The organism is Pseudomonas flavocrustae (assembly GCF_029872515.1).
GTDB classification, from domain to species: Bacteria; Pseudomonadota; Gammaproteobacteria; order Pseudomonadales; family Pseudomonadaceae; genus Chryseomonas; species Chryseomonas aestiva.
On sequence record NZ_JAPDIQ010000006.1, the window covers coordinates 20,557 to 43,439 of the forward strand.

General features: G+C 66.3%; 19 protein-coding genes and 2 pseudogenes. 3 read left to right on the forward strand and 18 right to left on the reverse strand.

The genetic code is table 11. From position 1 onward, the window contains the following. Window positions 1-44 precede the first annotated feature (44 nt). Window positions 45-1,442: pseudogene (locus OMP44_RS14210) on the reverse strand (LLM class flavin-dependent oxidoreductase); the annotation flags it as partial. Window positions 1,443-1,538: 96 nt separating this feature from the next. Beyond that, window positions 1,539-3,617, reverse strand: a complete 2,079-nt coding sequence (locus OMP44_RS14215; RefSeq protein WP_280309060.1) for a TonB-dependent receptor family protein — start codon at window positions 3,615-3,617, stop codon at window positions 1,539-1,541. 514 nt (window positions 3,618-4,131) lie between these two features. On the opposite strand from OMP44_RS14215, the gene OMP44_RS14220 reads away from it, so the two are divergent. Further along, the gene (locus OMP44_RS14220; RefSeq protein ID WP_280309607.1) at window positions 4,132-5,442 is read left to right on the forward strand and encodes an LLM class flavin-dependent oxidoreductase; all 1,311 of its coding nucleotides are present in this window, start codon (window positions 4,132-4,134) and stop codon (window positions 5,440-5,442) included. Window positions 5,443-5,485: 43 nt separating this feature from the next. Here OMP44_RS14220 and OMP44_RS14225 read toward each other — a convergent pair whose 3' ends face one another. The 5 genes from OMP44_RS14225 to OMP44_RS14245 form a co-directional block, all read right to left on the reverse strand. Beyond that, on the reverse strand, window positions 5,486-6,271 hold the full coding sequence (locus tag OMP44_RS14225; RefSeq protein WP_280309062.1) for an amino acid ABC transporter ATP-binding protein: 786 nt from the start codon (window positions 6,269-6,271) through the stop codon (window positions 5,486-5,488). After that, window positions 6,264-6,914 (reverse strand): ectoine/hydroxyectoine ABC transporter permease subunit EhuD, encoded by a 651-nt coding sequence (gene ehuD / locus OMP44_RS14230; RefSeq protein WP_280309064.1) that lies wholly within the window; start codon window positions 6,912-6,914, stop codon window positions 6,264-6,266. The genes OMP44_RS14225 and ehuD overlap by 8 nt, the downstream gene beginning before the upstream one ends. Window positions 6,915-6,917: 3 nt before the next feature. Further along, the gene (gene ehuC, locus OMP44_RS14235; RefSeq protein ID WP_280309066.1) at window positions 6,918-7,586 is read right to left on the reverse strand and encodes an ectoine/hydroxyectoine ABC transporter permease subunit EhuC; all 669 of its coding nucleotides are present in this window, start codon (window positions 7,584-7,586) and stop codon (window positions 6,918-6,920) included. 46 nt (window positions 7,587-7,632) lie between these two features. Further along, window positions 7,633-8,505, reverse strand: coding sequence for an ectoine/hydroxyectoine ABC transporter substrate-binding protein EhuB (ehuB, locus tag OMP44_RS14240; protein ID WP_145002766.1), 873 nt, complete (start codon window positions 8,503-8,505; stop codon window positions 7,633-7,635). 208 nt (window positions 8,506-8,713) lie between these two features. Then, entirely contained in the window at window positions 8,714-9,535 is an 822-nt protein-coding gene (locus OMP44_RS14245; RefSeq protein WP_280309073.1) for an NADPH-dependent oxidoreductase, read from the reverse strand. 572 nt (window positions 9,536-10,107) lie between these two features. On the opposite strand from OMP44_RS14245, the gene OMP44_RS14250 reads away from it, so the two are divergent. Continuing rightward, window positions 10,108-10,713 (forward strand): LysE family translocator, encoded by a 606-nt coding sequence (locus tag OMP44_RS14250; protein WP_280309075.1) that lies wholly within the window; start codon window positions 10,108-10,110, stop codon window positions 10,711-10,713. Here the strand turns inward: OMP44_RS14250 and OMP44_RS14255 are convergent. Further along, window positions 10,710-11,105, reverse strand: a complete 396-nt coding sequence (locus OMP44_RS14255) for a carboxymuconolactone decarboxylase family protein (RefSeq protein WP_280309077.1) — start codon at window positions 11,103-11,105, stop codon at window positions 10,710-10,712. The two genes, OMP44_RS14250 and OMP44_RS14255, sit on opposite strands and share 4 nt — an antisense overlap. A 57-nt stretch (window positions 11,106-11,162) precedes the next feature. Between OMP44_RS14255 and OMP44_RS14260 the strand changes: the two genes are divergently transcribed. Next, complete coding sequence (locus OMP44_RS14260) at window positions 11,163-11,975, forward strand: cyclase family protein (protein WP_280309078.1); 813 nt, start codon at window positions 11,163-11,165, stop codon at window positions 11,973-11,975. A gap of 6 nt (window positions 11,976-11,981) precedes the next feature. Here OMP44_RS14260 and metC read toward each other — a convergent pair. The 10 genes and pseudogenes from metC to OMP44_RS14310 form a co-directional block, all read right to left on the reverse strand. Further along, window positions 11,982-14,719, reverse strand: a pseudogene (gene metC, locus OMP44_RS14265) (cystathionine beta-lyase). A 28-nt stretch (window positions 14,720-14,747) separates the two neighbouring features. Further along, window positions 14,748-15,395, reverse strand: coding sequence for a glutathione S-transferase family protein (locus OMP44_RS14270; RefSeq protein WP_280309080.1), 648 nt, complete (start codon window positions 15,393-15,395; stop codon window positions 14,748-14,750). Further along, on the reverse strand, window positions 15,392-15,994 hold the full coding sequence (locus OMP44_RS14275; protein WP_280309082.1) for a cysteine dioxygenase family protein: 603 nt from the start codon (window positions 15,992-15,994) through the stop codon (window positions 15,392-15,394). Before OMP44_RS14275 ends, OMP44_RS14270 begins: the two co-directional genes overlap by 4 nt. Before the next feature lie 19 nt (window positions 15,995-16,013). Then, window positions 16,014-16,838 carry an amino acid ABC transporter ATP-binding protein gene (locus tag OMP44_RS14280; protein ID WP_280309085.1) on the reverse strand — a complete coding sequence of 275 codons (825 nt, stop codon included), beginning with the start codon at window positions 16,836-16,838 and terminating at the stop codon, window positions 16,014-16,016. Then, a complete protein-coding gene (locus OMP44_RS14285; RefSeq protein ID WP_280309087.1) occupies window positions 16,825-17,637 on the reverse strand; it encodes an amino acid ABC transporter permease in 813 nt (270 codons plus the stop codon). The genes OMP44_RS14280 and OMP44_RS14285 overlap by 14 nt, the downstream gene beginning before the upstream one ends. Next, the gene (locus tag OMP44_RS14290) at window positions 17,627-18,364 is read right to left on the reverse strand and encodes an amino acid ABC transporter permease (protein ID WP_280309089.1); all 738 of its coding nucleotides are present in this window, start codon (window positions 18,362-18,364) and stop codon (window positions 17,627-17,629) included. Before OMP44_RS14290 ends, OMP44_RS14285 begins: the two co-directional genes overlap by 11 nt. Continuing rightward, window positions 18,361-19,578: an aminotransferase class I/II-fold pyridoxal phosphate-dependent enzyme gene (locus OMP44_RS14295; protein ID WP_280309091.1), complete on the reverse strand. Its 1,218-nt coding sequence runs from the start codon at window positions 19,576-19,578 to the stop codon at window positions 18,361-18,363. The genes OMP44_RS14290 and OMP44_RS14295 overlap by 4 nt, the downstream gene beginning before the upstream one ends. Beyond that, window positions 19,575-20,993 carry an FAD-binding oxidoreductase gene (locus tag OMP44_RS14300; RefSeq protein WP_280309093.1) on the reverse strand — a complete coding sequence of 473 codons (1,419 nt, stop codon included), beginning with the start codon at window positions 20,991-20,993 and terminating at the stop codon, window positions 19,575-19,577. Before OMP44_RS14300 ends, OMP44_RS14295 begins: the two co-directional genes overlap by 4 nt. After that, the gene (locus tag OMP44_RS14305; RefSeq protein WP_431312643.1) at window positions 20,990-21,829 is read right to left on the reverse strand and encodes a transporter substrate-binding domain-containing protein; all 840 of its coding nucleotides are present in this window, start codon (window positions 21,827-21,829) and stop codon (window positions 20,990-20,992) included. Before OMP44_RS14305 ends, OMP44_RS14300 begins: the two co-directional genes overlap by 4 nt. Before the next feature lie 15 nt (window positions 21,830-21,844). After that, window positions 21,845-22,627: a transporter substrate-binding domain-containing protein gene (locus tag OMP44_RS14310; protein WP_280309095.1), complete on the reverse strand. Its 783-nt coding sequence runs from the start codon at window positions 22,625-22,627 to the stop codon at window positions 21,845-21,847. Window positions 22,628-22,883 lie beyond the last annotated feature (256 nt).

Consider the following 22,883-nt stretch of genomic DNA (forward strand, 5'->3'; position numbering starts at 1 on the left):
GGGCAATCTGGCCGAGCGCTGTCGCGTCGGGAACAGTGGGATTCCGCTGCGAAGCGCAGCGGCGGTAGCGGCTCGCGTAGGGCGGCGGGATCGCGATAGCGCGCACCGGGATGGTCGGCGGGCAGCCGTGCCGCGCCCGCGCCGAAGAGTCGTTCGCGCAAGGTCTCTCCGGGCTCGTAGCGCTCGCGAAAGCGCCCGCGACGGCGCAACTCCGGAATCACCAGCTCGATGAAATCGCGGGCGGTCTCGAAGCTCAGGTACTGGCGCAGATTGATCCCGTCGATACCATCCACATCCAGCCAGCGCTCGATCTCGTCGGCCACCTCGCGCGGCGTGCCCGCCGCGAAGAAGCGATCCTCCAGCAGGCCGCCGAAGCTACTCAGGGCTTCTTCCACCGTGGTCTGGGGACCAAAGCGGTTGACCAGCCCCCAGCCGGCGTCCCCTTCGCGAAATACCTCCTGCAAGCGGGCATGCGGCGGATAGGCGCGCAGATCCACGCCGAGCTGGGCATGGGCCATGGCGCCGTCGGCGCTCACCAGCTGGCGATAGCTGGCGAGCTTGTCGGCCACCTCCAGATCGGTGCGGCCGACTACCACACCGGCCTGAACGATGAATTTCAGCGCCGCCGGGTCGCGTCCCTGGGCCGCCGCGTTGGCCCTCATGGTGGCGATGTTGCGGCGTACGTCCGCCGGGGTGGCGCCGCCGGTGAAGACCACCTCGGCGTGGCGACCGGCGAAGGCGCTGCCGGCCGGCGAGCCAGTGGCCTGGAACAGCAGTGGCGTGCGCTGGCGTGAGGGTTGGCACAGGTGCGGGCCCGCCACCCGGAAGTGTTCACCCTGGTGATCGATGTAGCGCACCTTGGCCGGATCGGTGTAGACCCGCCGGGCGCGATCCTTAACCACGGCGTCGTCGTCCCAGGAGCCTTCCCAAAGCTTGTAGAGCACGTCCAGGTATTCGTCGGCGATCTCGTAGCGACGATCATGGGGCACCTCTTCGGTGAGGCCGAAATTGCGCGCCGCGTTCGGCAGGTAGGAGGTGACGATGTTCCAGCCCACCCGCCCGCGGGTCAGGTGATCGAGGGTGCTCATACGGCGAGCGAAGGCGAAGGGGGGCTCGTAGGTGGTGGAAAAGGTCACCCCGAAACCCAGCTCCCGGGTGACTGCCGCCATCGCCGGCACCAGCAGCAGCGGATCGTTGCTCGGTACCTGCAGGCCCTCGCGCAGGGCCGTTTCCGGTCCATCGCGAAAGCGGTCGTAGACGCCCACCACATCGGCCAGGAAGACCCCGTCGAAGGTGCCGTATTCCAGCAACTGCGCCAGTTCCAGCCAATAGTCCAGTTCGTTGAAGCGATGGCGTTGGTTATCCGGGTGCACCCACATCCCGTGCATGATGTGGCTGACGCAATTCATTTCGAACAGATTGACGTGCAGTGACTTGGGCACGTTGGCTCCTCTCAGCAAGCGGGTCGCCCAGGGCGCGGAAAATCCGGGCCACCTCCAGGCGGGACGGGTTGGCTGCCCGGCTCGGGCAGCAGGCGTTCAAAAACGGAAGGCGACACCCGTGGTCAGGCTCAGGGCATCGCCCGGATAGAAATTCGCTGAATCGCGACCGCTGGCGTCATAGGCGGTGTTGGCCGCCGTCGCGTAGCGCTGATCGGTGAGGTTGCGAACATCGGCGAAGACCTCCCAACGCTCGCCAGACGCCTGGTAGCCGACCTTAGCGCCCCAGATCACGTAGGACGGTGCCTGCCAGGTATTGGCGAAGTCCACGTAGAAGCTCGACGCGGCGCGAACGTTGAGCGAGGCATAGAAGCCGCTGGCCTGGCGATAGGCCAGTTCGGCCTGATAGACCTGCCGCGGCAGGCCGGGCAACTCGTTGTCGCCGAAGGTGGCGTCGTGGCGGTAATGGAAGTCGTTGAGGGTGTAGGCCTGCCGCAGCGCGAGGCTGTCGCCGCCCTCGCCTTCCCAGAGCAGCGCGTTGAGTCCGGCCTCGATACCCTGGTGGATGGTCGGGCTGGCATTGCTGGTGGCGGTGAGCTGATCCTGGCTGGCGCTGGCCTGCTGGACGACCACCGTCAGCAATTCCTGCTTCACCCAGGATCGATAGAGGGTGAGACTGCCATCGAAGATGCCGTGGCTGCCACGGATTCCCACCTCGAAGGTGTTGGCCTTCTGCGGCCGCAGGTCGTACAGATAGGGATTGCCGGTGCTGCCCATCTGCCAGGTGACTGGGGGATCGATGGAGCGGCTGAGGTTGGTGAAGATCTGGAATTCCGGCGTCAGGTCGTAGCGCAGCCCGATACGCGGCGCCAGGGCGTTCTCGGTGAAACCCACGCGGTCGGGAAAGTCGGTCCGGTTGACGCTGGTGGTCGACTCGATCTCCGCCTTGCGCTTGATGTTCACCAGCGACACCCCGGTGGTCAGCCAGAGATCGTCGGCCAACTGCAGGTCGTTGCCCAGCGCGAAGACCGTGTCACGCGAGCCGGTGTAGTTGGTTTCCTGAAGCTTGGCGCCGGTCGTCTGGCTGTGGGACTTGACGTCGGCCAGGTACGCCCGCGTGGTGCTGAGGATCACGCTGCTGTCGCTGGGTAAGCCGAACAGCGTATCCCCGGTGCGCAGGTATCTCAGGGTGAGATTGAGGTCCTTGGAGCGCCAGTCCTGCGGCGCCGCCGCATAACGCCAGCCGTTGAGCAATGGATAGTCGTTGTAGGCGGCGCCGACTTCCAGCTTGGCGCCATCATCGAAGGTATAGGTGGTCTGGTTGCCGATGAAATAGGTGCCGTCCTTGCGCCGGCCGGTGGGCACGGCGTTGCTGCGTGGATCGTGCTTGAGCTGGTAGCGCGTCAGGGTATTGCCGTTGGTGAGCTGCTCTTCGCGATAGCGAAAGAAGAAGCGCGTCTGTAGCTGCGGACTGAAGACGTGACCAACGTTCGCCGCCACCCCGCGACCCTCGTTGGGGGTGTTGTCCTGGTAGCCGTCGCGCTCGTTGTGCACCAGGTTGACGTAGTAGTCGCTGTCACCCACGACTCCACCCGTGCTCAGCTGCTGCTTGCGATAGCCATAGCTGCCAAGTTCGAAACGTGCGTAGTGGCCCGGATCGGTACGACCGGTCTTGCTGACCATGTTGATGGCGCCACCCAGCGACAGCGCCGCGTATTGGAAGGCGTTGGCGCCGTAGAGCACCTCCGTGTGGTCGACGGCCTGCATGTCCAGGAAATCTTCCTGGGTACCCCCGGGACCGCTGATGGGCAGGCCGTCGAAGAGGAACTTGGTACCCAGCACATAGCCTTGGTAGAAGGTGTTGAGCCCGGAGCCCCGGATCGAGATCTTGTTGGCCCCCGTGCCACTGGTGGCCTGGGCGAACACGCCCGGTTGCAGCGCGAGCACGTCTTCGGCATTGGACGCCCGCCCCTGCTCGACCTGGCGGTTGTCGACCACGGCGGTACGTCCGGCGACCTGCTCCAGGCGGATCTGGTCCCGTTGCGCATCGCTGACGCTGGCAGCGCCGCTGACGGTCACGGTGGACAACCGCGTGCCCTCCTCGCCCTCGTCGGCCGTCGCCGCGAAAGCGGCTTGGCCGAGCAGCAGCGTCAGCGTCGGGACGCTGGCCAAGGTCATCAGCGTGAGGCGATACGATCCTTGTCGAACAGAAAATGGCACGAGTCATGTCTCCGCGGCGCCGGGCGCCCTTACAGGTGAGCGCTGGCTAGAGCAGTCTTCGTGCCACGGCACGAAAGGCTCTGGAATGCGGATTTACCGCCAACCTCGATTACCGATTTCAAACAGTTTGACTATTCACTGTTGATGAGGAGGCAGTCAAAGGGATCATCTCGCAGGCTGCGGAACCTGCCATCGACTAGCCTCGAGGCCGGGGCCAGGGCAACGCCGCTCCGCTCAACCGCGGTCTGATTTCTCGCCAAGATCATTGGCATATCTCGTAAAACCAGACCTTTCACTACAGGCATCGACTGCTGGTAGGTCCCCCGGGATCGCGGTGGATATATCCCTTGGCTAAAGGCTCATAGCTTTTCGGCTGTTGGTGGTCGCCCGCGTGGCTGAAAGACTGTCCAGAAGCAGGTCAATTTCCGAGGTCGTCTTCGTGAGCTCAAGGCAACTCAAACTCGGCGCCTTCATGCGCCCCGTCAGCATCCACACCGGCGCCTGGCGCTATCCCGGCGCGCAGCGGGATGCCAACTTCAATCTCCATGCGTTGATCCGCTACGCCCAGACCCTGGAACGGGGGTGCTTTGATGCCTTCTTCATGGCCGATCATCTCGCCTTGCTCAACATGCCGCTCGAAGCGCTCAAGCGCAGCCATACCGTCACCTCCTTCGAGCCCCTGACGCTGCTCGCGGCCCTCAGCCAAGTGACCGAGCGCATCGGGCTGGTGGCCACGGCCTCCACCAGTTTCGAGGAACCCTTCCACATCGCCCGGCGCTTCGCCTCGCTGGACCACCTCTCCAACGGCCGCGCCGGCTGGAACGTGGTCACCACGGCCAATCCCGACGCGGCGCGCAACTTCGGCCTGGACGACCACCTCGAACACGACCGCCGCTACGCACGGGCCCGTGAATTCCACGAGGTCGTCACCGGCCTCTGGGACAGCTGGGCAGACGATGCCTTCGTCCGCGACCCGGAGAGCGGGCTGTTCTTCGATCCTGCTCGCCTGCGCCGGCTGGATCACCAAGGCGAGTTCTTCAAGGTCCAGGGCCCCCTCCATATCGCGCGGCCCCCGCAGGGCTGGCCGGTCATCGTCCAGGCAGGCGCCTCCGAGGCCGGTCGCCAGTTGGCCGCGGAAACGGCTGAGGTAATCTTCGTTGCGCCAGGCACGCTGGCCGATGGGCAGGCGTTCTATCGCGACATCCGCCAGCGCATGGCCCTGCTCGGCCGCCCGGCCGACCACCTGAAGATCCTCCCAGGCGTGCTGGTGGTGGTCGGCGACAGCGAGGCCGAGGCCAAGGCCATACGCGCCCGGCTCGACAGCCTGGTGCATTACGAGAGCGCCATCGCCTCGCTCTCGGTGGCGCTGGGGGTCGACGCCAAGGGCTTCGATCCGGATCGCCCCCTGCCGCCGATTCCCGAGACCAATGACAGCCGCAGCAGCCGCCAGCGCGTCCTGGAGCTGGCCGAGCGTGAAGGCCTGACCGTGCGCCAGCTGGCCCAACGGGTCGGCGGCTATGCCGGGCTGAGTTTCGTGGGTACGGCCCAGACCATCGCCGACGAGATGCAGGCGTGGCTGGAAAACGAAGGCTCGGACGGTTTCAACGTGATGTTCCCCTGGCTGCCCGGCGGGCTGGACGCCTTTGTCGACCAGGTCGTGCCGGAGCTGCAACGCCGCGGTATCTTCCGCCGCGCCTACAGCGGTACCACCCTACGTGAGCACCTGGGACTGCCGTGGCGGCCGAACCGCCACTTCAGCCCTGCCCCTTCGGCGAACCCATAGGGAAGACGTCCATCGTCTTGGTCGAGGGCCGGTGAATCGGGTATCACCGCTGCTCGACCAGATTGAGAAAGCGCCTGGTGCGCTCGTTGCGCGGATTGACCAGAATATCCTCGGGCGTGCCGTCGGCGATGATCCGGCCCTGCTCCATGAACAGCACCCGGTCGGCGACGTCCCGGGCGAACTTCATCTCGTGGGTCACGACCAGCAGTGTGGTCCGCTGCTCGCTAGCGATGGCGCGAATGACCGCCAGCACCTCGCCGACCAGCTCGGGATCCAGCGCGGACGTCACCTCGTCGAACAGCAGCACCTCGGGGCGCATGGCCAGCGCCCGGGCGATGGCCACCCGCTGTTGCTGCCCGCCGGACAATTGCCTGGGATAGGCGTCCGCCCGTTGTGCCAGGCCGACCTGGTCGAGATAGTCGAGTGCCCGTTGGCGGGCGTCGGCTGCGGTCAGCTTGAGGACCCGCCGCGGGGCCTCGGCGACATTCTCCAGCACCGTCATGTGGGGGAACAGGTTGAAGTGCTGGAACACCATGCCCACTCGATGAACCCGTGCGGTCGGCCGAGCCCAGGGCCATTGCCAGCGAGCATGGGTGTCCGGTACGGCGGCGCCCGCCACGGTGATGGCGCCTTGCTGATAGGACTCCAGTCCCTTGATCAGCCGCAACACCGTGGACTTCCCCGAGCCGCTGGGGCCGATGAGGGCGATCCGCTGGCCCTGTTCGATGCGCAAATCGAGTTGGTCGATGATCCGCAGGTCGCCGACTTCCTTGACGACACCTTCGAGCAGGATGTGGGCGGGCGCGGACGGGATCGCCTGATCAGCCATGACGACGGCGCTCGAGATAGCCGAACAGCGCCGAGGTGGGCACGCTGATGGCGACGAACATCAGTGCCATCAGGGTGTAGGGTTCGTTGTAGTGGTAGGTCATGCCGGACACCTGTTTGGCCGCTTGGAACAGCTCGGGAATGCTGATGACCGCCAGCAAGGGTGTTTCCTTGAACATGCCGATCAGGTAGTTGCCCAGCACCGGCAGCAGGGGCCGGTAGGCTTGCGGTAGGATCACGCGACGCCAGACGGTCGCGCGATCGAGATCCAGGGCAAAGGCTGCCTCCCATTGCCCGGGCGGGATGTCGTCGATCACGCCGCGGATGGCTTCGGCGATATAGGCGCCGTAGTAAAGGCCCAGGCCGATGACCCCGGTGGTGATCGCCGGCAGGCTGAGGCCCGCCAGCGGCAGGGCGAAAAACAGGGCGTAGAGTTGGACCAGCAGCGGCGTGCTGCGGAAGAAACCCAGGTAGGCGGCGCAGAGGCCACGTACCAGCCTGAGCGTGCTGCGCTGGGCGAGCGCTATCCCCAGGCCGATCAGGACCGCCAGCATGAATCCGAGCAGCACGACCCGCACCGTCACCGCCAGGCCGGCTAGCAGGTCGGGCAGGATCGACCACGCCAGGGCGAAATCGAAATCCACGGATCAGGCCCTCGAACGCCGCCAGCGCGTGAGGCGGCGCTCATAACGCCGAACCAGCAGGGTGAGCGGCCAGGCCAGGATGAAGTAGCACACCAGCACCAGCCCCCAGATCAGCGGCTGGTGGCCCAGGCTGGTGATGAGCTGACTCCCGGAGAACGTCAGGTCGGTCAGGGTGATCAAGGAGACCAGCGAGGTGGTCTTGAGCAATTCCACCAGTTGATTCCCCAAGGGCGGCAGCATCATCGGGAGCGCCTGCGGCAGGATGATGCGGCGAAAGGCGCTGACCGGGCCGAAATCCAGGGCGCGCAGGGCATCGTGCTGGTCGCGACCGACCGCACTCAGGGCCGCCCGCACGATCTCCGCGCCATAGGCCGAGAAGGTCAGCCCCAGCCCCAGGACGGCGGTACCGATCGGTGGCAAGGTGATCCCGAACAGCGGCAGGACGAAGAACAGATAGAACAGCAGGACCATCGCCGAGATGCCACGCAGTACCTCGACATAGACCCGCGCCAGGCCACGCAGCAGTCGATAGGGCGACAGGCGCAACAAGGCGACGGCGAACGACAGCACCAGCACCAGCAACTCCGTGAGCACGGTGATCTGCAGTGTCATCCAGGCGCCCTGCAGCAGTTCGCGCGCGATGAACAGGTAGGCTTGCGGATCGAGGGGCATGAGACTCAGGACTCCGGACCGGGCACCCTATTCAGCGCTCGTCCGTTCATGCGCCGCAGCGCTGCTCGGCGGTGACGTCGGCTGGCGGCAGCTCGTTTTCGGTATAGCCGTACTTCTGCAGGATCTTCAGCAGTTCACCGGACGCCCGCAAACGGGCCAGTTGCTCGTTGAAGGCCTGGGCGAACGCCGGGTCGCCCTTGGGCAGACCATAGGCGTGGTAATTCCAGGTGGGCTGGCCCTGCGCATCCGGGATCTGCTGGAACGGCAACGCACGCTCGACCGTCGCGCTGTTGGCTTTTTTCAGCAGGCCGATGATTTCGGCGTCGGGAAAGTACACCACCTCCACCCGCCCCGCTTCCAGGGCGGCGAGCGCCTCGTTGTCCTTGTCGAACAGCACGACATTGGCCGTGGCGATGCCGCTGTCCTTTGCCTCCTGGACCTGGTGGCTGCCGGGCTGGGTCGCCAGGCGCACCTGGCCGTTCTCGGCGACGTCCTTGAGGCTGTGCAGCTTCAACGGATTGCCGGCCTTGACGATGAAGGCACCGCCCGAACGCGTGACCGGATTGGAATAGGCGATGACCTTGCAGCGGGCGGGCGTGATGAACAGCCCCGCGCCGATCAGATCGAAGCGCTTGGCGGCGAGACCCGGCACCAGGGCGCCGAAATCGGTGATCGGGGTACTGATGCGGGTGATACCCAGGGGCGCGAGTATCGCCTTGAGCACCTCGATATTGGCGCCGGTCGGCTGGCCATCGGTGCCCAGGTAGGCATAGGGTTGCTCGTTGGCGATGCCGGCGGTGAGACCTTCGCTACGGCCCTTTTCCAACAGTCCCGCTGTGGCGGAAAGGGAAAAGAGTCCGCTTGCCAGCAGCGCGGCACCGCAAACGACGGCACGGGATCGTTGAAAAAGGGCGGTCATGGATACGTCTCGAAAGCAGATCACTGATGAGGAGTGCAGCCAGCAGTCACCATCAGCGGCTGCATGAACCGCCTGGGAGGGGTCGAGCGAGCGGTCACTATAGGAGGCAGGCAGAAGGCCGCTAAATAACAAATTGTCATATTTTCATCGCGATAAGTGGCTTGACGTCTGCCCGCTCACTCGCATCAGCGACCACCGTCTTGCCCACTCAGCGCAAACCGAAGCCCCGTTTCTTCAGCGCCTCTACCAGATGCTCGCGGCCGTGCAGCGCGGCCACGCGCCCAAGCCGCGCCAGTACCTGCTCCGACCAATTGGCGGCCGTGAGTCCTTCGCTGCGATAGAAGGCGCCCAGGCTCTGGTCGTAGGCCTCGATGGCCGCCGCCTCAGGGGCGGTGCCATAGGTTTCCCGGTGCAGCACGGCGGGCTGGGGCAGGCGCGGCTTCACCTTCGCCGGTCGTTGCGGGTCTGGGTAACCAATCGCCAAGCCGAACACCGGATAGACGTCGGCCGGAAGGTGCAGCTCCGCCGCCACCGCCTCGATGTCGTTACGGATCGCGCCGATATAGACGCTTCCCAGCCCCAGGGACTCCAGCGCCACGACGGCGTTTTGCGCGGCGAGTGCCGCGTCTATCGTTCCCAGCAGCAGGCTTTCCAGGAAGGGCACCGCTTCCAGCTCCACGTCGGCGCGTTCGCCGAGGCGCCGTACCCGCGACAGATCGGCCAGCCAGACCAATAGCAGCGGCGCCTCTACGATGTGCCGCTGGTTGCCCGCCAGCGCGGCCAGACGTGCCTTGCGCGCCGGATCCTCGACGGCGACGAGGCTCCAGACCTGGAGATTCGAAGAGCTTGCGGCCGACTGGGCCGCGGCGACCAGGGTCTCCAGCGTGCCCTCCGGCAGTGGCTGGTTCAGAAAGGCGCGGACGCTACGATGTGCGAGCAGGCCTTCGAGCACCGCGTTGCTCAGCACCCCGGTAGGAGCGGCGGCGCTGCCATAGCGCTCTTGCCGTCGATCGGCGAAGGGGGCGCTCATGCAGTTCTCCTCGAAATGGATGCGGGTTTACCGTCGGTCATGACCTGCTGGCAGCTCTTTCCTGCCGCGCGGGGGAAACGGACCGGCCGGGTTTTATACGTACAAACGCAGGGCGCGGACCAATTCGATTTCAACCTAAGGTTAGGTCAGCGTCAGGTTGGTCATCTCTATGTCCACGGGCATTACCCACCAGATACCCATTCCGTCCATAGGTACTCCGCTCGGGAAAAGCCCTGCCTGATTGATGGGCAAGACGTTGTATTCGTCCGGGTGCTTATCGCCCTGGTTGGCTGCCTGTTGCTTCTGAGTGCATATCAGGTAAGCCATTACCGTTCTGACACTATCCAGCCCCCTTCCCGACCACCACTGCCTGGAAGCCAAGGTGCCCATCTGGTAACGCGGCGAAGTCTCTGGATAGCTCTGGCAAAATAGGTGGCACCAAACACCACGCAAAACCCGGCAACGGGTGTCGGTAGCCGCCGAACGGCATTACCCTGTCGCCTCGACGCCTCTTAGGGACCGCCGCCGATGATCGCCATGCCGGGCACCGCCGCTTCCATGAGGAGCACGGCGTGGAGCTGAACCTGCTGGGTCTCTTCGCCCTCGCCTTCACGGCCGCGGTCGCCTTGCCAGGGCCCAACGTCGCCTTCGCCGTCGCCCTGGTGTTACGCCATGGTCGCGGCACCGCCCTGCCCGGCGCGCTTGGCTTCGCCCTGGCCACGGCGCTGCACGCCGGCGCGGTGCTGGCCGGCCTGGGGCTGCTGATCCAGCAACATCGGCACAGTTTGCTGTACCTGCGCTGGGCGGGAGCGCTCTATCTGGTCTATCTCGCCGTGCACGCGTTGCGTAGCTCCGCCGATCCAGGCGCATCCCAGGCCGCACCACCGGCTGCCAGACGCCTGTTCCTGGATGCCCTGCTGATTTCCCTGAGCAATCCCAAGGGTTGGCTGGCCAGCCTGCTGACCTATCCGGCCTTCATCGACCCGCAACGGCCCTACGCGCCCCAGGCCCTGCTGCTGACCCTGACGGCGGTGGCCATCTCGCTGTCGATCTACGGTGGCTACATGCTCCTCGCCCACCGCGCCCGCGCTGCCTTCGCCAAGGAAACCCAGCTCAATCGCCTCTCGGCCGTCATCTACCTGCTGGTGGCGCTGGGCCTGGTCCTGCTACCCCACTAGTCCTGCAAGGCCGCATCCAGAGGCACGCGATACCCCGTGGCCAGGCGATTGGTCTCGTTGGCCATGCCCACCACCGCCTGCAGCTCGCCGAACATGGCGTCCGTCATCCCCGCCCGGCGCGCTGCGGCCAGGTGCGAGGCGATGCAGTAGGGGCAGTTGTTGGTCACGCTGACCGCCACGTAGATCAGCTCCTTGGTCAGCGGGTCCAGTGCCCCGGGTTGCATCACCTCCTTCAGACTTTCCCAGGTCCGCCTGAGGGTCGGCGGGTGGGCCGCCAGGCACTTCCAGAAATTGTTCACGTCCTCGACCTGGCGCACCCGCTTGATGTCGTCGTACACCGCACGAACGTCCGCCGAGGCCTGTGCATATTCGATCAAGTGCTTGGACGTCATGGTGTTTGCCTCCTAGTTTTCGACGACACCTCATCGCCGGACAAGGAACCAGCCTAGATGCCAGCCACTCGCCTCGCCACTGCCCTCTGCATCGCCCTCTCGTGCGCCGGCCTTGCGCCGGTCCAGGCCGCCCAACCGGGCCTCTGGGATACCTATGCGCAACTCAAGACCAGGCGCTGGGTCGACCTCACGCACCCGTATGATGAGAACGTCCCGCACTGGAAAGGCTTCCAGCCCGCCGAGCGCAAGCGTCTCTACAGCATCGAGAAGGACGGCTTCGCGGTGGATCAATACACCCATGTCGGTCAATGGGGGACCCACGTCGATCCGCCCGCGCACTTCCATACCGGCAAGCGCACCCTGGACCAGATCGAGGTCAAGGAGCAGTTGCTGCCGCTGGTGGTACTCGACGTCCATCGCCAGGTGGCCGGCAATCCGGATTACCAGGTGACGCTCGCCGACGTCCAGGCTTGGGAAAAGCGCCACGGACCGATTCCCGCAGGCGCCTTCGTCGCCTTGCGAACCGACTGGTCCCAGCGCTGGCCAGACCAGCAGCGGATCCAGAATCTCGACGCCCAGGGGGTGGCCCACTATCCCGGCTGGAGTCGGGAGGTCCTCACCTACCTCTACGAAACGCGCAAGATCACGGCGTCCGGCCACGAGACCACGGATACCGATCCGGGCGTTGCCACCAGCCGCGACGACTATTCGCTGGAGTCCTACATCCTCGGGCGCGATCACTACCAGATCGAGCTGCTGGCCAACCTGGACAAGGTGCCGGAGGCCGGCGCCCTGATCTCCGTGACCTTTCCCAGGATCGCCCGGGGCACGGGCTTTCCCGCACGGGCGTTCGCCATCCTGCCCGACTAACCCTAGCTAGGCACTGGCGCGCCAGGCGGCCGCCAGGTCCTCGATCAGGGTGCTGGCGTCTTCGAGCCCGATATGCAGGCGGATCACCGGCCCCACGATGCCCCAGGGTGCCGGTCGCTCGCTGAAGGTCACCGGCATCACCAGGCTTTCGAAACCGCCCCAGGAGGCGCCCAACCCGAACAGCCGCAGCCCGTCGACGAAGGCGCGGAAGCGCTGGGGATCGGCATCGCGCAGCTCGAAGGACAGCAGGCCGTTGCAGCCGTGGAAATCGCGCTGCCACAGCTCATGGTCGGGGTGCTCCGGCAAGGCGGGATAGAACACCCGCGCCACCTCCGGCCGATCCTGCAGCCAGAGCGCCACGGCGGTGGCCTGGCGCTGGTGTTCGGCGAGTCGCACCGCCAGGGTACGGGCGCCGCGCAGCACCAGCCAGGCATCGTCGGGGCTGACGGTATTGCCCAGGGTATCGCTCGCCCGCGACAGCGGCGCCCAGGCGGACTCCCGGGTACAGACGCTGCCGAGCATGGCATCGCTATGGCCGCCGACATACTTGGTCAGCGCCATCACCGAGATGTTGGCGCCCAGCGCCAGTGGCCGGTAGAGGTAGCCGGAGCCCCAGGTGTTGTCCACCGCCAGCAGCACGTCACGCACCCTGCAGGCCTGCGCCAGGGCCGGCAGATCGCACAGTTCGTACAGGCCCGACCCCGGCACCTCGGTGTAGACCATCCGGGTGTTGGGACGCCAGCGCCCGTCGAGGTCATGGGCGGTAGCGGGAAAGAATTCCACCTGGATGCCGAGGGGCTCCAGCAGCTCGGCCGCGACGCGGCGGATCGGCCCATAGACGGCGTCGGTGACCAGCAGGTGGTCACCTGGGCGCAGATAGGCCAGCAGCATCTGCGCCGCGGCGGCAAGGCCGGTGGGATAGAGCTTGGTGCGATAGCCGCCCTCCAGCTCGGTCACCAGGTCTTCCAGGGCGAAGGCGGTGGGATTGCCGCGGGCGCCGTAGCTGAGCAGGCGCTCCTGATCGCGGCGCCGACGGACATCCTCTAGGGCGTCCAGACTATCGAAGAGCACCGTGCTCAGGCGCTCCACCGGCGGATTGACCGCGTAGCCACCGCTCGCTCGCTGAGGACGAGCGCCATGCACCAGTCGGGATTGCAGATCCTTCATGCCCTCCCCTCCGCCAGCAAGGGCCGGAAGCCGGCGCGTTCCTCGGCGCCGAGCTGGTCGAGCAAGCCCAGTTCCCAGGCCAGGTACTGGCGCGAGGCGGCCTTGTCGCCATCGTGGCGGCCATGGGTGAAGAAGAGGAAGTCGCTGCGCTCGGCATCGCTCAACGGCGCGCCGCCCTGGCTCACGGCCAGGCCCACGGCGTTCCAGGCTTGCGGGCTTTCCAGCAGGACCTGTGCCCTGGCGGCCTGGGTGGGCGGCAATTCGCCCAAGGCCAGCCCGGCCACCGCGGGATCGCTGGCGATCAGCACCAGGGGGCGTTCCTCCTCGGCCAAGTCAGCTGCGAGGCGCGGGCGAATGGACCAGTGCGCGCCAGGCAACCGGCTGGCGAGGAAGGCGGCGCTGGAGCGCAGATCGACCAAGGCGACCGTCTCGCCCAGAGCCGCTAATGCCGTGCTGTCCAGCACCGCCAGGGCTGGCAACGCGGGTGCATCCAGCGGAGCGAGCGCCAGGTCGCTGTGGATGCCATGGCTCAGCACATAGGCCTCATGACCGAGCTGGCGCAGCCAGCTGGCGGTGGTCGCCGCCCGCACGTCATCGGCGTCGACCAGCACCAGCCGGGCGCCGCGCACGCCCACGTACTGATCAGTCGCCTGCACCAGTTGGCCACCCGGCGCGTGCTGAGCGCCCGGCAGACTGCCCGCGGCGAACTCCTCCGGGGTCCGGACGTCGCAGAGGAACAGGCTACGGCCCTGTTCCTCTGCCCAGCGACGCACCTGGGCGGCGTCCACCCAGCGCACGCCGGCCCGCTCGGCCAGCTGCCGCGCGTTGCCGGCCATCGGCTGGGCATCGGCGGCCGGCCCCGTGGCATGGCGGCGCGTGGCGCCATGCTCCAGGGCGAGATCGGCGAGGAACCAGCCCTGGGTGCCGTTCTCCAGCGCGTACACCGGGTTCTTTACCCCGAGATTGATCAACGTCTGGGCGCCGATGATGCTGCGGGTCCGTCCGGCGCAGTTGATGACGATGGGAGTGGTCTCGTCCGTCACCAGCTCGCCCAGGCGATAGGCCAGCTCGCCATTCGGGCAGCAGCGCGAACCGGGAATGGTCATCTTGCGGAATTCGTCGAACGGCCGGCCGTCGAGCAGCAGCAGGGGCTCCCCGCGGGCCTGGCACTCGTGCAGTTCGTGTGCCGTCAGGTGCGGGGTATGACACTGCACCTCGACCAGTTCGCCGAAGGTCTTGGAAGGGACATTGACCCCGGCGAATACCTCGAAGCCGGCCTGCTGCCAGCCCTGGTAGCCACCCTCCAGGCGCCAGACCTGCTGGTAGCCCAGAGCACGCAGCCGCTCCAGGGCGCGGGGGGCAACATCGTCACCGTGCTCGTCGTAGACCACCAGCCGGACCTTGGGATTCGGCGCCAGCCGGCCGACCTCGATCTCCAGGCGGCTGTAGGGCAAGGAGACTCCGTAGAAAAGATGACCGGCGCCATAGTGGCCGTGCTCGCGCACGTCGAACAGCGCGATCTCGGCGCCATCGTGCAACCAGGTCTGCAGGGTATGGGGTGAAACCAGAGCGTTCATGAGCGGCCCGTGAGTGGCTGAAGGGAGGTCATTCGAGGGTCAGCGACGCTTCGCCGGGCGCGAGCGCGCGTCCGCGTGCATAGGCTCGCTGCACGGCTGGCCGCGCCTTGAGGCGTTCGCGCCAGGCGGCGAGCTGCGGAAAGTCGGCGAGCATGAGTCCTTGGCGCCTTGGCTGAATCCAGGGAAAGATCGCCATGTCGGCGATGGAATAGTCGCCGGCGACATAGTCAACGCCAACCAGGCGCCGCTCGAGCACACCGTAGAGGCGCTCGGCTTCGCATTGCAGCAACTGCTGGGCGAACACCTGCGGCTCCGGCGCCTTTTCGCGCAATACCTGCAGCTGGCTCAGATAGGGCGTCACGTGGCCGACCTGCCAGAACAGCCACTGCTGGACCCGCCACGGATCCCCGGCCCCCTGAAAGCGCCCGGCCTTGGCGGCCAGGTAGCTCAGGATGGCGCCCGACTCGAATAGGGCCAGGGGCCACTCACCTGTGGCCGGCTGGTGGTCGACGATGGCCGGAATCCGTCCATTGGCGCTGATGGCCTGGAAGTCGGCAGCATGCTGCTCGCCGGCGCGGATGTTGACCGGCACCAGCCGATGGGGCAGCCCCAGCTCTTCGAGCAGGATGGCGATCTTGAGGCCATTGGCGGTCGGCCAGAAATGCACGTCGATCATGCCCGCGGGACCGCCACCGAGGGTTCCATCTGCGACCTGTTGTAGTTCTGCACCCGCCCTTCCGGGCTCACGCCAAAGCGCCCGTCCAGGGCCTCCAAGGGACGCCCATAGAGGTGGAAATGCAGGGTCGGCTGGCTGCCTTCGGTGCGAATGTCATGGATGTCGTCACCGAGGAACTCGATGATGGTCCCTGGCTCCACGGTGACCTCGCGCTCCAGCTCCAGGTCAGCGAAGGTCGGATCGCTGCCGTCGTCGCGCCGGCGGTAGACGCGATTGAACTCCTGCCCCTGGATGGCGACGATGATCGCCCAGGTCTCATGATTGTGCGGCACGGTTTTCTTGCCGGGCAGGAGAGCATTCAGATAGAGCGTCGGCGCTTCATCGCCATGGTCGTTGAAGCGGTAGCGATGGGCGGTCTTGCCGGCGTCCGGCCCGGGCACGGGGAAGTGCGCCAGGTCGAAGAGGTCGCGGTGCTCGGCCAGCTGCGCCAGGCGGGCGGCGATGGTTTTCAGGCGTTCTCGGTCGATACCCTGGGCCTGGAGTTCACGGACCTCCTCCAGGAAGTCTTCGACCAGGCGATGGTGTTCGGCATAGCTCATGGGGGTGTCCTCGGGTGACTCAGACCGACAGGCTGCGCGGGCTGATGTTGACGATGAAGGGATCGGGGTTACGGCGCGCCTGGGCGGCCGCGCGGCCCGCGCCGTAGCGCAGGAAGGCCTGGGTGCGCTCGTGGCGCGGCGCGTTGAACAGCTGCCAGGGCTCGCCGTGCTCGACGATCACACCGTGCTCGGTGAAGTACACCTGGTCGCTGATCTCCTCGGCGAAGCTCATCTCATGGGTGACCAGCACGCAGGTCATGCCCTCTTCGGTGAGCTGGCGGATCACCGCCAGTACTTCGCCAACGGTTTCCGGATCGAGCGCCGAGGTCACCTCGTCGAACAGGATCAATTCCGGACGCATCGCCAGAGCGCGGGCGATGGCCACCCGCTGCTGCTGGCCGCCGGAGAGCTGACCGGGAAAGGCCTCGGACTTGTCCGCTAGGCGTACCTTGGCGAGCAACGCCAAGGCCTCTTCGCGAGCGCTGCCGGCGTCGCGGCCGAGCACCTTGCGCGGGGCGATCATCAGGTTGTCCAGCACCGACAGATGGGGAAAGAGGTTGTACTGCTGGAAGACGAAGCCGACTCGCTTGCGTAGTTCCAGATGCGCAGCGTCGCCCTTCAGGCGGTGTACCTCGGTGTCACCGACGCGGATCTCCCCGGCTTGCGGCTTGAGCAGCCCGGTGATGCAGCGGAGGATGGTCGACTTGCCCGAGCCGGACGGACCGATGATGGAGACCGCCTGCCCCCGCGCGACCTCCAGGTCGATGCCGCGCAGCACCTGGGTCGCACCGAAGGCGAGCTTGACGTCCTTGAGACTGACCAGGGGTCCTTCAGTGGCAGGCATAGCGACGCTCCAGATACTGGGTGAAACGCGAGATGGGATAGCAGTAGGCGAAGAACAGCGCCATGACGCCGAAGTAGATCGCCACGGTGAAGCCCACCTGGTTGACGGTGTTGCTGGCGATCTGGGCGGTATCGAGCAGATCGTGCACGCCCACCAGCGACGCCAGGGCGGTGCCCATGGTGATGATGGCGTAGAGGTTCATCCACGGCGGCAGCATGCGTTTGCAGCACTGCGGCAGGATGATCGAGCGAAAGATCTGCCCGCGGGTGAACGCCAGGGAGCGTGCCGCCTCCCACTGGGTCGCCGGGATGGAATTGATCGCCCCGCGCAGGATTTCCGCCACGTTGGCGCTGGCCGGCAGCGCCAGGCCGACCACCACCTTGAGCCAATCCGGGAACGGCAGGTAATGGCCGGCCAGGTGCAGCTCGAAGGGAAACACATAGGTGGTGAAGTACAGCAGGACCAGCCAGGGCGCGTTGCGGAACACCTGAATCCACAGCCGCGCGGGCCAGCGCAGGAGGCGCGTGCCGGACAGGTTGAGCACGCCCACCAGCAGGCCCGCCAGGGTGCCGAGTCCGATCGCCAGCAGGCTGATGAGGATGTTCAGGGCAAAGCCCGCGCCCAGGGCCGGTGACCAGCGCAACAGTGGCTCCACCAGGTTGCGCGGCGGCGCGCCCAGCGCCAGCCAGCCCAGCACCAGCATCAGCATCAGCAGCGGCAGCGGCAGCAGCCACAGGGCCGGTCGACGCAACGGCCAGACCCGTCGTGGCGCGCGCGAAATGAGCAGTTCAGTGGCCATAACCGGGCATCCTCAGGCGCGCTTCCAGCAGGCGCCCCAGCAGATTCACGGCAAAGCTGAGCAGGCCGAAGAAGGCCAGCAGCAACACCATCAGCTCCAGCACGTTGTCGCGCTGGGTCCAGATCATGATCGAGGCGTAGGTGATGTCGTTGACGGCGATGGCCGAGGCCACCGCCGAAGACTTCAGCAGGTCGATCAGGTTGTTCACCAGCGATGGCAGCGCGAAGCGGGTCGCCAGCGGCAACTGGACCTCGAGGAGCAGCTGCCGCCGGTTGAAACCGAGCGAGGTAGCGGCCTCCAGCGTCACCGGGGGCACTGCCTCGATGCCCGCGCGCAGGGCTTCCGCGTGGAAGACGCCCTTGTGCAGCGAGAGCACGATCACTACCCAGGCGAAGGGACCGATGGGACTGCTGGCGCCGTCCAGGCTGCGGACGATGAGCATGTTGAGGACCAGGAAAGCGCAATACAGCTGCACCAGCGTCGGGGTGTTGCGGGTGATCTCGACGAACACCCTGGCCGGACGAACCAGCCAGGCGCGCCCGGAGGTGAGCGCGGCGGCCAGCAGCACCCCCACCGCCAGGCTGCCGAAGATGGTCAACAGACAGATCGCCACGGTGGTCAGGGCACCGTCGAGGAAGGCGTCGCGCTCGTAGGCGCTGGCGAGAAAACGATAGTCCAGGCCGAGGTGGGCGATGACGCCGATGACGGCCTCCAGCGGCTGGCTCATGGCGCCGCGCCCTCGGTGAGTTGCGCGCAGGCCGCGGCGATCCGCGTACCAGCCTCGGCCACGCTGTCGGTCGCCGTGGCGATGGACAGCCGTAGGTAGGGCGACAGGCCATAGGCACTGCCGGCCACACCGGAGACCCCATGCTCCAGGAAGTAGGCCAGGACGTCCGCCTCGCGGGCTAGCACCGCACCATCGGGGCGGCGCTTGCCGAGCAGGCCGGCGCAGCGCAGGAAGACGAAGAAGCCGCCGTCCGGAACGAGAAATTCGAGACCCGCCACGGGTGCCAGGGCCGCCAGCAGCAGGTCGCGCCGCTGGCGATAGGCCGCGACCTGGGGCGCGAGAAAGTCCAGTCCGCCGCGATAGGCCGCCAGGGCGGCGGCCTGACTGATCGAGCAGGCGCCCGAAGCGGCCTGGGACTGCACCACCACCATGGCATGGGCCAACTTGGCGGGCGCCGCGCCGAAGCCGATGCGCCAGCCGGTCATGGCGTAGGTCTTGGAGACGCCCCCCACCAGCAGCGTGCGCTCCTGCAGGTCCGGCGCGACCTCCAGCAGGCCCGGCGAGCGCTCCTCGGCGAACTGGATGTGCTCGTAGAGTTCGTCGAGCAGCACCCAGACCTGCGGATGACGCCGCAGCACAGCAGCCAGGGCCTCGAGTTCCGCGTGGCGATAGACCGCGCCGCTGGGATTGCCCGGTGTATTGAGGATCAGCCAGCGAGTGTGTGGGGTGATGGCCGCTTCCAGCTGCGCGGGCGTGAGGCGATAGCCCTGCTCCAGCGGACAGGGCAGGATAACCGGCTCCCCGTCGTTGAAGCGGACGCTGTCGGGGAAGGTCGGCCAATAGGGGACCGGTACCAGGACCTCGTCCCCGGGTTCGAGGGTGGCGGCGAAGGCATTGAAGATCACCTGCTTGGCGCCGTTGGCGATGACGATCCCAGCCAGGGGATAGTCCAGGCCGTTTTCCCGGGCCAGCTTCTCGCGCACCGCCTCGCGCAGGGCCGGTACCCCGGCGGTGGGCGTATAGCCGGTGTCGCCCCGGTCGATGGCGGCACGGGCGGCCGCCTTGATGTGGCCGGGGGTATCGAAGTCCGGCTCGCCCGTGGTGAGGTCGAGCACATCGATACCGCGCTCGCGCAATTCGGTGGTTTTCAGCTTGGCCGCGGCATTGGCCGACAGCGAGACCCGCTGCACGCGGGTCGACAGACGCAGACTCATGAGGGGATCACCAGGACCTTTCCGGGATTGAGCAGGTTGTGCGGGTCGAGCGCCTGCTTGATACGGCGCATCAGCTCCAGCTCGAGGGGGCTCTTGTAGCGTGGCAGCACGTCGCGCTTGCGCTGGCCGATACCATGCTCGGCGCTGATCGAACCCCCCAGGGCATGGGCGCTGTCATGCACGATCTCGCTGACCGCCGCGTAGTGGGCCATGTGCGCCGCGACGCTCTGGTCCAGCGGATGGGCCACGTTGTAGTGCAGGTTACCGTCGCCCAGGTGGCCGAAGGTGTAGTGCCGCACCCCCCGGAAACGTGCCTGCAGCAAGTCGCCGGTGCGCTCGACGAAGGAAGCGATTTGCGAGATCGGCAGCGAGATGTCGTGCTTCATGTTGCGCCCGGCGCGGGCCTGGGCATCGCTGAGGTTTTCGCGCATCAGCCATAGCGCCTGGCTCTGCGCCAGGCTGCCGGCCAGCAGCGCGTCGCTGAGCAGGCCCTGCTCCAGGCCGTCGGCTAATACCGCTTCGAAACGTGCCTGGGCTTCGCCCTGGGTGGCGCTGGAGGAAAATTCGAGGAGCGCGTACCAGGGTTCGCGCCTCTCGGGAAAGGGATTGGGGCCTTCGGGAAATTGCTCGTGCAGCAGTTCGAGGCAATCGGCCGAGAGCAATTCGAAGGCGGTCAAGCCCGCGTCCAGCCCCTGGCGGGCCAGGGACAGGAAGGCCACCGCCTGGGTCAGGACGGCGAAGGACACCAGCGCGGTAAGCCGGGTACGCGGCAGGGGAAACAGCTTGAGCGTCGCTGCCGTGATGATGCCCAGGGTACCTTCGCTGCCGACATAGAGGTCGCGCAAGTCGTAGCCGGTATTGTCCTTGCGCAGGCCGCGCAGGCCATGCCAGATCTCGCCTTCGGCGGTGACCACCTCGAGCCCCAGGGTCAGTTCGCGGGTATTGCCATAGCGCAGCACCGCATTGCCGCCGGCATTGGTGGCGAGATTGCCGCCCAGGGTACAACTGCCCTCGGACCCCAGGCTCAGCGGGAACAGCCGGTCTACCGCCTGGGCGGCCTGCTGCACCCGCTGCAGGACACAGCCGGCCTCCACGGTGAGGGTATCGTTGTCGGTATCGATGGCGCGGATGCGGTCGAGTCGGTCCAGGCGCAGCAGCACGGCGTGGCCACTGTCATCCGGTGTCGCTCCGCCCATCAAGCCGGTATTGCCGCCCTGCACCACTACCGGCACCCGGCGCTCGGCGCACAGTTTTACCACTGCAGCGACCTCGGCGGTATCGGCCGGCCGCACCAGCGCCTGGACCCGGCCGTGGTAGCGGCGATGCCGATCGCTCAGTTCCGGGCGGTCGGCTTCGGGCAGGGTCGCGTAGCGCTCCCCTACCCGTTCGCGCAAGGCATCGAGCAAGGGAGTCATGGCTGGGCCACCAGGGGGGTATCGTTCTTGTGCTGCTCGTGCAGTTGGCGGAGCGCCGCCGAGGGGTGCATACCGGTGCGTTCACCAAGGGCGATCAGCCAACCGCTGCGGTGCCAGTCACGCACGATGGCATCCAGCTTGGCCTGGACGTCATGCTCCCCCTTGCGCACCCAGATCACCGACGGAGACGGGATCAGATCGGTCGGCAAGGGAATCTCGTAGCCGGACCACTCGGCATCGCCGAGAAGGGTATGCATGGTCGGGCTGACATGGACCGCCGCGACGCAACTGCCGCCCCGAAGCGCCAGCAGCGATTCGGATTGGCTGCGGAACGCCTTGATCTGCGCCCCGTAGGTTTCCGTCAGCGGCTTGATGAAGTTGCTGCCCTGTGAGACGCAGACCGGCTGCTCCTTGAGGTCTTCCCAGCGGGCGATGCCGGCGCCCTTGCGAATCAGGGCCGCCCCGCCCACTTCTTCATAAGGGGTAGGCACGAAATCCAGGATCTGGGCGCGCTCCTCGGTGAATTGCATGTTGGCCACCAGCAGCTCGACCTTGCCCTGCTGGAGGAACTGCACCCGATTGGGAGCGAGTACCGAGACGGTCTCCAGCTTCACCCCCAGTCGCTCGGCGATGCCCTTGGCCAACTCGACGTTGTAGCCCTGGGGCTCACGCGTCAGCGGATCCAGGGTGCCGAAGGGGGGGCCGCTGAGAATGACCCCGATGGCCACCTGCTGGCGTTCGTTGATCCGGTCGAGCGTAGCGTCGGCCTCTACCATCGTGGTCACGGCCAGGCCCGCCAGAGCCAAGGCGAGCAATCGAAGCGAAAATGGGCGCATGGGTGGTTTCTCGGGTCAAAGGGTGCCGGCCAAGGCCTGGTCGTGCAGCTCGACCAGGGTATTGGATGCGGGAGTGATGGCGTTGCGGGCCTCGGTCTGGATCAGCCAGCCGGAGCGGTGCCAATCACGCACGATGGCATCCAGCTTGGCTTGGGTGTCGCCCTCACCGGGACGGGTCCAGATGACCGAAGGCGCTGGATTCAACTCCGGCTGCAGGGCGCGATAGCCCTGCCACTCGGGATTGCTGGCCAGCAGCGGGTTGATCAGGGTGGCGTCATGTACCGCCGCGACGCAATTGCCGCCACGCAGCGCCAGGAGGGATTCGCTGGAACTCTTGAAGGCCTTGAGCTCGGCACCGTACGCCGCCAGCGGTGCGACATAGCTGCTGCCCTGGGAGGTGCACACCGGCTGCCCCTTGAGATCCTCCCAGCGCTGGATGGCGCTACCCGGTGGCAGTGCCGCCGTCCCGCCCACGGTGTAGAACGGCGTGGGCACATGGCCCAGTAGCTGACCGCGCTGCTCCGTCCACTCCATGTTGGCGATGAGGATGTCCACCTTCCCTTGCTGCAGGAATTGCACGCGGTTGGCCGGCAGCACCGCCACCAGGTCAGGCTTCACGCCCAGGCGGCTGGCCAGTTCCTTAGCCAGGTCAACGTTGAAGCCACGTGGCTCCCGCGTTTGCGGGTCCAGCGAGCCGAAGGGACCGCCCGAAAGCAGCACCCCCACCGAGAGTGTCTGCCGATCCTGGATTCGCTCCCAGGTCGCATCGGCATGGGCCAGCGACCCTGCCAAGCTCATCAGAGCTCCTAGCCAGACCGCACCTAAGCGGCGTTTCGCGTTCTGCTTCGATTTCCTTGTCTGCGCGCCGTGCATGTCTGTTCTCCTGGCTGCCAAGCTGCTTGTGCTGGACGGCGATGCTAGGGGGCGCGGTCATCGGCTATAAATCATCATTAGGAATATTCTTATGCGTTCCTTATCGAAATCTAGGTCTCATCTTGTGGAAGCCGCCTAAATCAGGGATTTCTTTTAGAGCGAGTGGCGAAAAACATAAGAA

Coding starts and splice junctions, on each gene's coding strand:
- OMP44_RS14215 (WP_280309060.1), bottom strand. CDS start 3,617: ATGACCTTGGCCAGCGTCCCGACGCTGACGCTGCTGCTCGGCCAAGCC.
- OMP44_RS14220 (WP_280309607.1), top strand. CDS start 4,132: ATGCGCCCCGTCAGCATCCACACCGGCGCCTGGCGCTATCCCGGCGCG.
- OMP44_RS14225 (WP_280309062.1), bottom strand. CDS start 6,271: ATGGCTGATCAGGCGATCCCGTCCGCGCCCGCCCACATCCTGCTCGAA.
- ehuC (WP_280309066.1), bottom strand. CDS start 7,586: ATGCCCCTCGATCCGCAAGCCTACCTGTTCATCGCGCGCGAACTGCTG.
- ehuB (WP_145002766.1), bottom strand. CDS start 8,505: ATGACCGCCCTTTTTCAACGATCCCGTGCCGTCGTTTGCGGTGCCGCG.
- OMP44_RS14245 (WP_280309073.1), bottom strand. CDS start 9,535: ATGAGCGCCCCCTTCGCCGATCGACGGCAAGAGCGCTATGGCAGCGCC.
- OMP44_RS14255 (WP_280309077.1), bottom strand. CDS start 11,105: ATGACGTCCAAGCACTTGATCGAATATGCACAGGCCTCGGCGGACGTT.
- OMP44_RS14260 (WP_280309078.1), top strand. CDS start 11,163: ATGCCAGCCACTCGCCTCGCCACTGCCCTCTGCATCGCCCTCTCGTGC.
- OMP44_RS14270 (WP_280309080.1), bottom strand. CDS start 15,395: ATGATCGACGTGCATTTCTGGCCGACCGCCAATGGCCTCAAGATCGCC.
- OMP44_RS14275 (WP_280309082.1), bottom strand. CDS start 15,994: ATGAGCTATGCCGAACACCATCGCCTGGTCGAAGACTTCCTGGAGGAG.
- OMP44_RS14280 (WP_280309085.1), bottom strand. CDS start 16,838: ATGCCTGCCACTGAAGGACCCCTGGTCAGTCTCAAGGACGTCAAGCTC.
- OMP44_RS14285 (WP_280309087.1), bottom strand. CDS start 17,637: ATGGCCACTGAACTGCTCATTTCGCGCGCGCCACGACGGGTCTGGCCG.
- OMP44_RS14290 (WP_280309089.1), bottom strand. CDS start 18,364: ATGAGCCAGCCGCTGGAGGCCGTCATCGGCGTCATCGCCCACCTCGGC.
- OMP44_RS14295 (WP_280309091.1), bottom strand. CDS start 19,578: ATGAGTCTGCGTCTGTCGACCCGCGTGCAGCGGGTCTCGCTGTCGGCC.
- OMP44_RS14300 (WP_280309093.1), bottom strand. CDS start 20,993: ATGACTCCCTTGCTCGATGCCTTGCGCGAACGGGTAGGGGAGCGCTAC.
- OMP44_RS14305 (WP_431312643.1), bottom strand. CDS start 21,829: ATGCGCCCATTTTCGCTTCGATTGCTCGCCTTGGCTCTGGCGGGCCTG.
- OMP44_RS14310 (WP_280309095.1), bottom strand. CDS start 22,627: ATGAGCTTGGCAGGGTCGCTGGCCCATGCCGATGCGACCTGGGAGCGA.